Source organism: Megasphaera massiliensis (assembly GCF_000455225.1).
Classification (GTDB): Bacteria; Bacillota; Negativicutes; order Veillonellales; family Megasphaeraceae; genus Megasphaera; species Megasphaera massiliensis.
Window position 1 is genome coordinate 1,292,262 of the sequence record NZ_HF954537.1, and the last position, 6,949, is coordinate 1,299,210.

5 protein-coding genes are annotated in these 6,949 nt (G+C 48.7%); all 5 read right to left on the bottom strand.

Features of this window, described 5'->3' with window-relative positions; translation table 11 throughout:
• Position 1: 1 nt before the first annotated feature.
• A complete protein-coding gene (locus TX77_RS09470) occupies positions 2-1,039 on the bottom strand; it encodes an RnfABCDGE type electron transport complex subunit D (RefSeq protein WP_044504620.1) in 1,038 nt (345 codons plus the stop codon).
• Between the two features lie 17 nt (positions 1,040-1,056).
• Positions 1,057-2,412: an electron transport complex subunit RsxC gene (rsxC, locus tag TX77_RS09475; RefSeq protein ID WP_044504622.1), complete on the bottom strand. Its 1,356-nt coding sequence runs from the start codon at positions 2,410-2,412 to the stop codon at positions 1,057-1,059.
• 558 nt (positions 2,413-2,970) lie between these two features.
• Positions 2,971-4,578, bottom strand: a complete 1,608-nt coding sequence (locus TX77_RS09480) for a CTP synthase (protein ID WP_044504624.1) — start codon at positions 4,576-4,578, stop codon at positions 2,971-2,973.
• Positions 4,579-4,647: 69 nt separating this feature from the next.
• A complete protein-coding gene (argS, locus tag TX77_RS09485) occupies positions 4,648-6,312 on the bottom strand; it encodes an arginine--tRNA ligase (RefSeq protein ID WP_044504626.1) in 1,665 nt (554 codons plus the stop codon).
• Positions 6,312-6,740 (bottom strand): YwiB family protein, encoded by a 429-nt coding sequence (locus tag TX77_RS09490; RefSeq protein WP_176698823.1) that lies wholly within the window; start codon positions 6,738-6,740, stop codon positions 6,312-6,314. Before TX77_RS09490 ends, argS begins: the two co-directional genes overlap by 1 nt.
• Between the last annotated feature and the right edge of the window lie 209 nt (positions 6,741-6,949).

The following is a 6,949-nucleotide window of genomic DNA, read 5'->3' on the forward strand; positions in this document are numbered from 1 at the left end:
TTTATTTAGCCCCCTTTGTCTTTACCGCACCAAAGACAGTCGGTTTAACCAAACGGTCGATGAGCGGAGTCAAGGTATTCATGAGCAAGATGGAGTAGCAAACCCCTTCAGGATAACCGCCGAGTACACGGATCAAAACCGTAATGAGGCCGCAGCCTAATGCGAAGATGACCTGACCTTTAACGGTAATCGGAGCCGTGACCATATCGGTTGCCATGAAGAAAGCACCAATGATAAGGCCGCCTGCCATCATCTGGAAGAGGGCAACGTTGGCACTGCCGTATACAGCACCGGTGAGGATACCGACGGTGGCGATCATGACGACCGGAACCTGCCAGTTAACATAGCCTTTGTAAATCAGCCATAAGCCGCCGAGGATGAGGAGAACCGTAGAGGTTTCACCGAGGGAACCGTTACGGAAACCGAAGAACAGGCTCTGGTAAATGCTGCTCCAGTCATTCGTACCGAAAAGCTGGAACAGGGCATCGGAACCGCCGTGTTTGAAAACGTTCAAAGGAGTTGCACCGGCAACGCCGTCGATGACCGTACCGTTGACCTGTGTCCAGGTGGTCATAGCCACCGGCCAGGAAACCATCAGGCCGGCACGACCGACATGAGCCGGGTTGAAAATATTGTAGCCGAGGCCGCCCATAGCTTGTTTACAGACGACGATAGCCAGGAAGGAACCGACGATGCTCATCCACCAAGGAAGGCTCGGAGGACAGGTCATAGCCAACAGAAGGCCGGTGATGACAGCGGAACCGTCGGTAATGGTGATGCGTTTGTGCATCGCCTTTTCCCATAAGAATTCAAAGATAACAGCCGAGACAATTGCGACGATGATATTGACGAGAGCATTGACACCGAAATAGTAAACGCCGAACGCAGCAGCCGGTACGAGAGCGGCAACAACATTCCACATGATTTTAGGAATCGTTTCGTTACAGCGAACATGCGGTGAAGATGCTACGGTAAGTTTGATTTCCTGCATGTCTTTAGCATCCTTTCCATTTGTTTGTCCTTTAGCTTCTGGACTCATGATATCCCTTCTTCCAACTAGTTATTGGCTTTCTGTGCTTCTGCTTTCGCCTGCGCTTCGCGCTGCATTGCTTTGCACTGACCTTTTGCATTGCGGATATACTGGACAATATTGCGTTTTGCCGGGCAGGTATAAACGCAGCTGCCGCATTCAACACAGTTCATGACGCCGTATTCCATGCATTTATCCCAAGCCTGGCAGGACGAGAAGATGCTGAGCTGACTCGGAACGAGGCCCATCGGACATGCTTCTACGCAGCGGCCGCAGCGGATACACGGAGATTCTTCGCCGGCCTGGCATTTTTCCGGAGAGAGTGCCAGGATACCGGACGCACCTTTGGTAATCGGTACATCGAGCTGATACTGGGCGAGCCCCATCATCGGGCCGCCGGCAATCAGGCGATCCGGTTTTTCGGTAAAGCCGCCGCAGTAGTCGATAACTTCCTGGAAGGTAGTACCAATGCGAAGACGGAGGTTTTTCGGTTCTTTGATGCAGTCACCCGTAACGGTCGTAAGGCGTTCGATGAAGGGAATACCCTGACAGACAGCATCGGTGATAGCGATGACGGTGCCGACGTTGCTGACGACGCAGCCGACGTTCATCGGGAGTCCGCCCGGTTCTACCTGACGGCCCGTGCAGGCTTCGATCATCATTTTTTCAGCACCCTGAGGATACTTGGTCTTGCAGGCAACAACCGTAACTTCGGGAATATCTTTGAAAGCTTCGGTCAGGTTCTGGATGGCTTCCGGTTTGTTGTCTTCGATTCCGATGAAAGCCGTTTTAATTCCGAGCACTTTCATGCAGATCTGGACACCTGTTACGAGTTTGTCCGTCGTTTCCTTTTCTACCATCGCACGGTAGTCACAGGTCAGGTACGGTTCGCATTCGGCGCCATTGACGATGAAAGTATCAACCGGTTTGTTCGGAGCCAGTTTGACGTGAGCCGGGAAGGTAGCACCGCCGCAGCCGACGACGCCAGCTTTTTTGATGAGTTCCAGGATTTCTTTGCTGTCGAGCTGTTTCCAGTCGTGAGCTTCGGGAAGTCCTTCAACCCATTCATCCTTACCATCCGCTTCAATGACGACAGCCATGCACTGAACCATCATGTTGTGCGGCATCGGCGCAACTTTGATGACTTTGCCGGACGTAGATGCATGAATGTCGGCATGCAAGAATGCGTCACTGGTCCCGATAAGCTGTCCCTTTTTAACCATATCGCCAACTTTGACGGTCGGTGTACAGGGGGCACCAAAGTGCTGGCTCATGGGAATGACGACTTGAGCCGGTACTGCCGGGGTTTCTATGGCTTTATCTTTTGCATAGATCTTGCCATCGTCAGGATGGACCCCACCTCGTTTAAAGGTATTCAACATCAAAAATCACCTCATTATTATATAATGAAAAATAATAAAAACATGAATCATGCTTCCAATCGCTTACATTATATCATTATGTAGCGTATTATTCAATGTGAAAATCGGAGCAAAGTTTCACATTTAACTTATTTTTATGATATGCAATGCGAAAGAAAAAGAAGTCCGAAGTCGTCCGAATTTAAAAAGATATTTTGGTTTACATTTCTTCATACAGCACCTATTTTGTATAGTATAAATGGCCATTTTATGGGATTTTCAAGGATGTGGAATAACAAATAAATAGTTTACAAACCCTTTTTCAAAGGTCGTAATTTATCACATTTTTAAAGAAAACAACGTTTTGATATATGTTCCGTGAGGCACATATATTATGTATATTATATTCATATATGACATGATACCCCATAGCGGTTGCATCTTTATACCTTGTATCCCGAAATTAGAATGGCCGCGCAGAATTTATACGATATTTGCAAGATTCATGAAAATATACAACACGTAAAAAGGACGTCCCCAAAAGAGACGTCCTTTTTACAATGACAAGCACTTGCTTTATTATTTTTTCAAACCGAGGGCCGCTTTAATAAGGCCGTTGAACAAGGGATGCGCCTTGGTCGGGCGGGATTTAAATTCCGGATGGAACTGGCAGCCGACGAACCAGGGATGATCCTTGATTTCGATGATTTCGACCAAACGGTCGTCAGGGGACGTACCGGACAAGATCAGGCCGGCATTGACCATTTCCGTACGGTACTTATTGTTGAATTCCCAGCGGTGACGATGGCGTTCATAAATGAGGTTGGCATCGTATACTTCCTGTGCCTTCGTACCATCCACCAGCTTGCAGGGATAGAGACCGAGACGCATGGTACCGCCTTTTTCCGAAATATCAACCTGGTCCGGCATGAGGTCGATGACCGGGAATTCAGCGTCTTCACAGAATTCCGACGACGTAGCCCCTTTGAGGCCGACGACGTTGCGGGCAAATTCCATAACAGCACACTGCATCCCCAGGCATAAGCCGAGATAAGGAACCTTATTTTCACGGGCATACTGGACTGCGCGGATTTTACCTTCGATGCCGCGGTTGCCGAAGCCGCCGGGAACGACGATGCCGTCTATCCCTTTAAAGACTTCTTCCATCGTAAGTTTCGGGTCTTCCAAGGTTTCCGAATCGATCCAGTGGATATTGACCTTGGCTTTATTGGCGATGCCGGCGTGATTCAAGGCTTCGGCAACGCTGAGGTAGGCATCGTGAAGGGCGACGTATTTACCGACTAAGGCAATTTCCAACGTCTTTTCGGTATTGTAGATCGATTCGACCATCTTCTTCCAGTCTTCCATGTCGCAGGGACGGTTGGGCAGGTCGAGTTTTTCCAAAACGATGCGGTCCATCCCTTCTTCCGACAAGAGGAGCGGAACTTCATAGATGCTGTTCAAGGTCTTGTTTTCGATGACGGCATCTTTATCGATGTCGCAGAACAGGGCCAATTTATCTTTCATTTCATCCGATAAGGCCCGTTCCGTGCGGCAGACGATGATATCCGGCTGAATCCCGATGCTGCGCAGTTCTTTTACACTGTGCTGGGTCGGTTTGGTCTTCAATTCACCGGCAGCACCGATATAGGGAACGAGGGTGACGTGAATGTACAAGACGTCATTGCGGCCGACTTCCTTCTTGATCTGACGAATGGCTTCCAAGAAAGGCAGGCTTTCAATATCGCCTACGGTACCGCCGATTTCCGTAATGACGATATCGGCATTGTCGTCGTCGCCGACGCGATAGACGCGGTTCTTGATTTCATTCGTAATGTGCGGAATAACCTGTACCGTATGGCCCAGATAATCACCGCGCCGTTCTTTCTGAAGAACGGACCAATAGATTTTACCGGTCGTGACGTTGGAGTTCTTGCCGAGATTGATATCAATGAAGCGTTCATAGTGGCCGAGGTCGAGGTCCGTTTCGGTGCCGTCGTCGGTGACGAAAACTTCACCGTGCTGATAAGGGCTCATCGTACCCGGGTCAATATTGATATAAGGGTCAAACTTCTGGATTGTAACCTTGTAGCCGCGGTTCTTCAGCAACCGGCCTAAGGAAGCCGCTGTAATGCCTTTCCCTAACGAAGAAACGACGCCGCCTGTTACAAAGATATATTTAGCCATATTTCCTCCCTGTCGAGCTTCTGCCCACTGCGAATCAAAATCCATATCATAACTTATCATTTTATTATATTACATTTTTTCAGGAGCAGAAACCCCTAAAATAGCCAGGCTGTTGGCAATGGTAATGCGTACAGCCGTAACCAAGGCCAGCCGTGCTTTTTCCAAATCCTTGTCTTCTTGAATAATACGGCAATGATTATAGAAAGCATGGAACAAGCTGGCCAGTTCGTGAACGAAATGAGCGATGCGGTGCGGTGCCCGTTCACGAGCCGCATTCTGGATTTCTTCCGGGAACGCAGCCATTTTCTTGATCAACTCCAATTCATAGTCATTGGTCAAGGTATCCCATTTGACGTCGGACCAGTCGCTGTCTATGTCGGCACCGGCTTCTTTAGCCTGACGATAGATACTGTAAATCCGAGCGTGAGCATACTGGATATAGTAAACGGGATTTTCATTGCTGTGTGATTTAGCCAAATCCAAATCGAAATCGAGCTGCGTATCGAGAGACCGCATGATGAAGAAGTAGCGGGCTGCATCGGTGCCGACTTCTTCGATGAGTTCATTTAAGGTAATGGCCTGACCGGTACGCTTGCTCATCTTAACTTGCTGTCCGTCTCGGAAAAGGCTTACCATCTGCAGTAAAAGGACTTCCAATTGGGCTGTATCATAACCAAGGGCTGCCATGGCAGCCTTGACGCGGGCGACGTAACCGTGATGGTCGGCACCCCAAATATTGATCATGGTTTTAAAACCCCGATCGTACTTATTCTTATGATAGGCAATATCGGCAGCCAAATAGGTCGGAACACCGTTATCACGGATGACGACGCGGTCCTTATCATCGCCGTAATCCGTCGACTTCAGCCACAAGGCACCGTCTTTTTCATAGATTTTCCCCCGCCCCTGCAGAACATCGCAGGCTGCCTTGATGGCGTCCGGATGGAGCGTCCGTTCGCTGAACCAATTGTCATAAGAAACGTTGAAGTGTTCCAAATCCCGCTTAAGGGCCTTCAGTTTTTCGACATAGGCCCGGTCTTTAAACAAGTCAAGCCGTTCTTCTTCCGGCATGTCGAGGTATTTATCGCCGTCCTGATCAATAATGGCCTGAGCCGTTTCAATGATGTCGTGGCCGTGATAACCATTTTCCGGAATTTCAGCCGGCCGGCCCAAGAGTTCCAGGTACCGGGCATTGACCGACGCCGCCAAATTATTCATCTGGTTTCCGGCATCATTGATATAGTATTCAGACTGGACGTTATAACCGGCTGCCCGCAGGAGATTGACCAAGGTACTGCCATAGGCGGCACCGCGGCCATGGCCGACGTGGAGCGGTCCCGTCGGATTGGCACTGACATATTCGACTTGGACCGAATCGTCCTCACGCAAAGGAGCATGGCCGTAAGCATCGCCGGCGGCCAGGATTTGTTTCAGCGTATCGTAAATGACGTCGTTCTTTAAAAAGAAATTTATGAAGCCGGCTCCGGCGATTTCAGCTCGTTCCAGCCAGGGATAATCCATTTCATCGACAATGGCCTGGGCAATGAGTTTCGGAGCTTTATGGGCAACGCGGGCCGACTGCATGGCGATATTGCTAGCAAAGTCGCCGAACTCTTTCTGCGGCGGCACTTCCAAGGCAACACTCGGATAATCACCGGCCGGAAGCGTCCCTTTATCCATGGCCTTATTCAAGGCCTCCGTAATTCCCTGCTTCAATAAATCCTTCATTTCCATTACGCTTTATCCTCCTGCACAGTTATGGTTAATTGAGTATACATGGAACTGATATCTTCAATATGGACGTCATAGCCCAGATAGATCGTGCCGATACCATCCTGGAGATCGGTACGGCATTCATAGGTTTTCATCTTCACGTCAAACGTGCCAACCGGTGTTTCATACTGGGAGTAGGTTACCTTTCCCTTATGAAATTCCTGCCGCTGGCGAAGTTTCCCCAGACGCAACAATAAGACGGACCCTCCGGGTAAGACCTTGATGACCGTCGTAACGCCTTTCATTTCCGTCAGTTCGCTTTCTTCGTAGACGATATACTGGGTACCGTCTTTGATATAATACTTACCTTCAGAAACGAGCTCTATTTTCAGCTCTTGCCCTTCCGGGTCGCGTTGGATACTCTGTACACTTACTAAGACAGGTTTCAATGTATTCCACCTTTCCTATCACCAATCCAATGTTACTATTATTCCACAAATCGTTCAAAAAGTCCATATCCAATTCAAAACAAGTCAAAATCATATTATTCAAGATATTTGTTTTACTAAAACTACCTATTTGGCTCACATCAATTCACGATTACTCATTTATTTTTGACGATTTTTTTGACGACAAATAAATTACCTGGCCGCGGATG

Excerpts from the sequence above, each read along its gene's own strand:
- TX77_RS09470 (WP_044504620.1), bottom strand. The coding sequence starts at position 1,039 with ATGAGTCCAGAAGCTAAAGGACAAACAAATGGAAAGGATGCTAAAGAC.
- rsxC (WP_044504622.1), bottom strand. The coding sequence starts at position 2,412 with ATGTTGAATACCTTTAAACGAGGTGGGGTCCATCCTGACGATGGCAAG.
- TX77_RS09480 (WP_044504624.1), bottom strand. The coding sequence starts at position 4,578 with ATGGCTAAATATATCTTTGTAACAGGCGGCGTCGTTTCTTCGTTAGGG.
- argS (WP_044504626.1), bottom strand. The coding sequence starts at position 6,312 with ATGGAAATGAAGGATTTATTGAAGCAGGGAATTACGGAGGCCTTGAAT.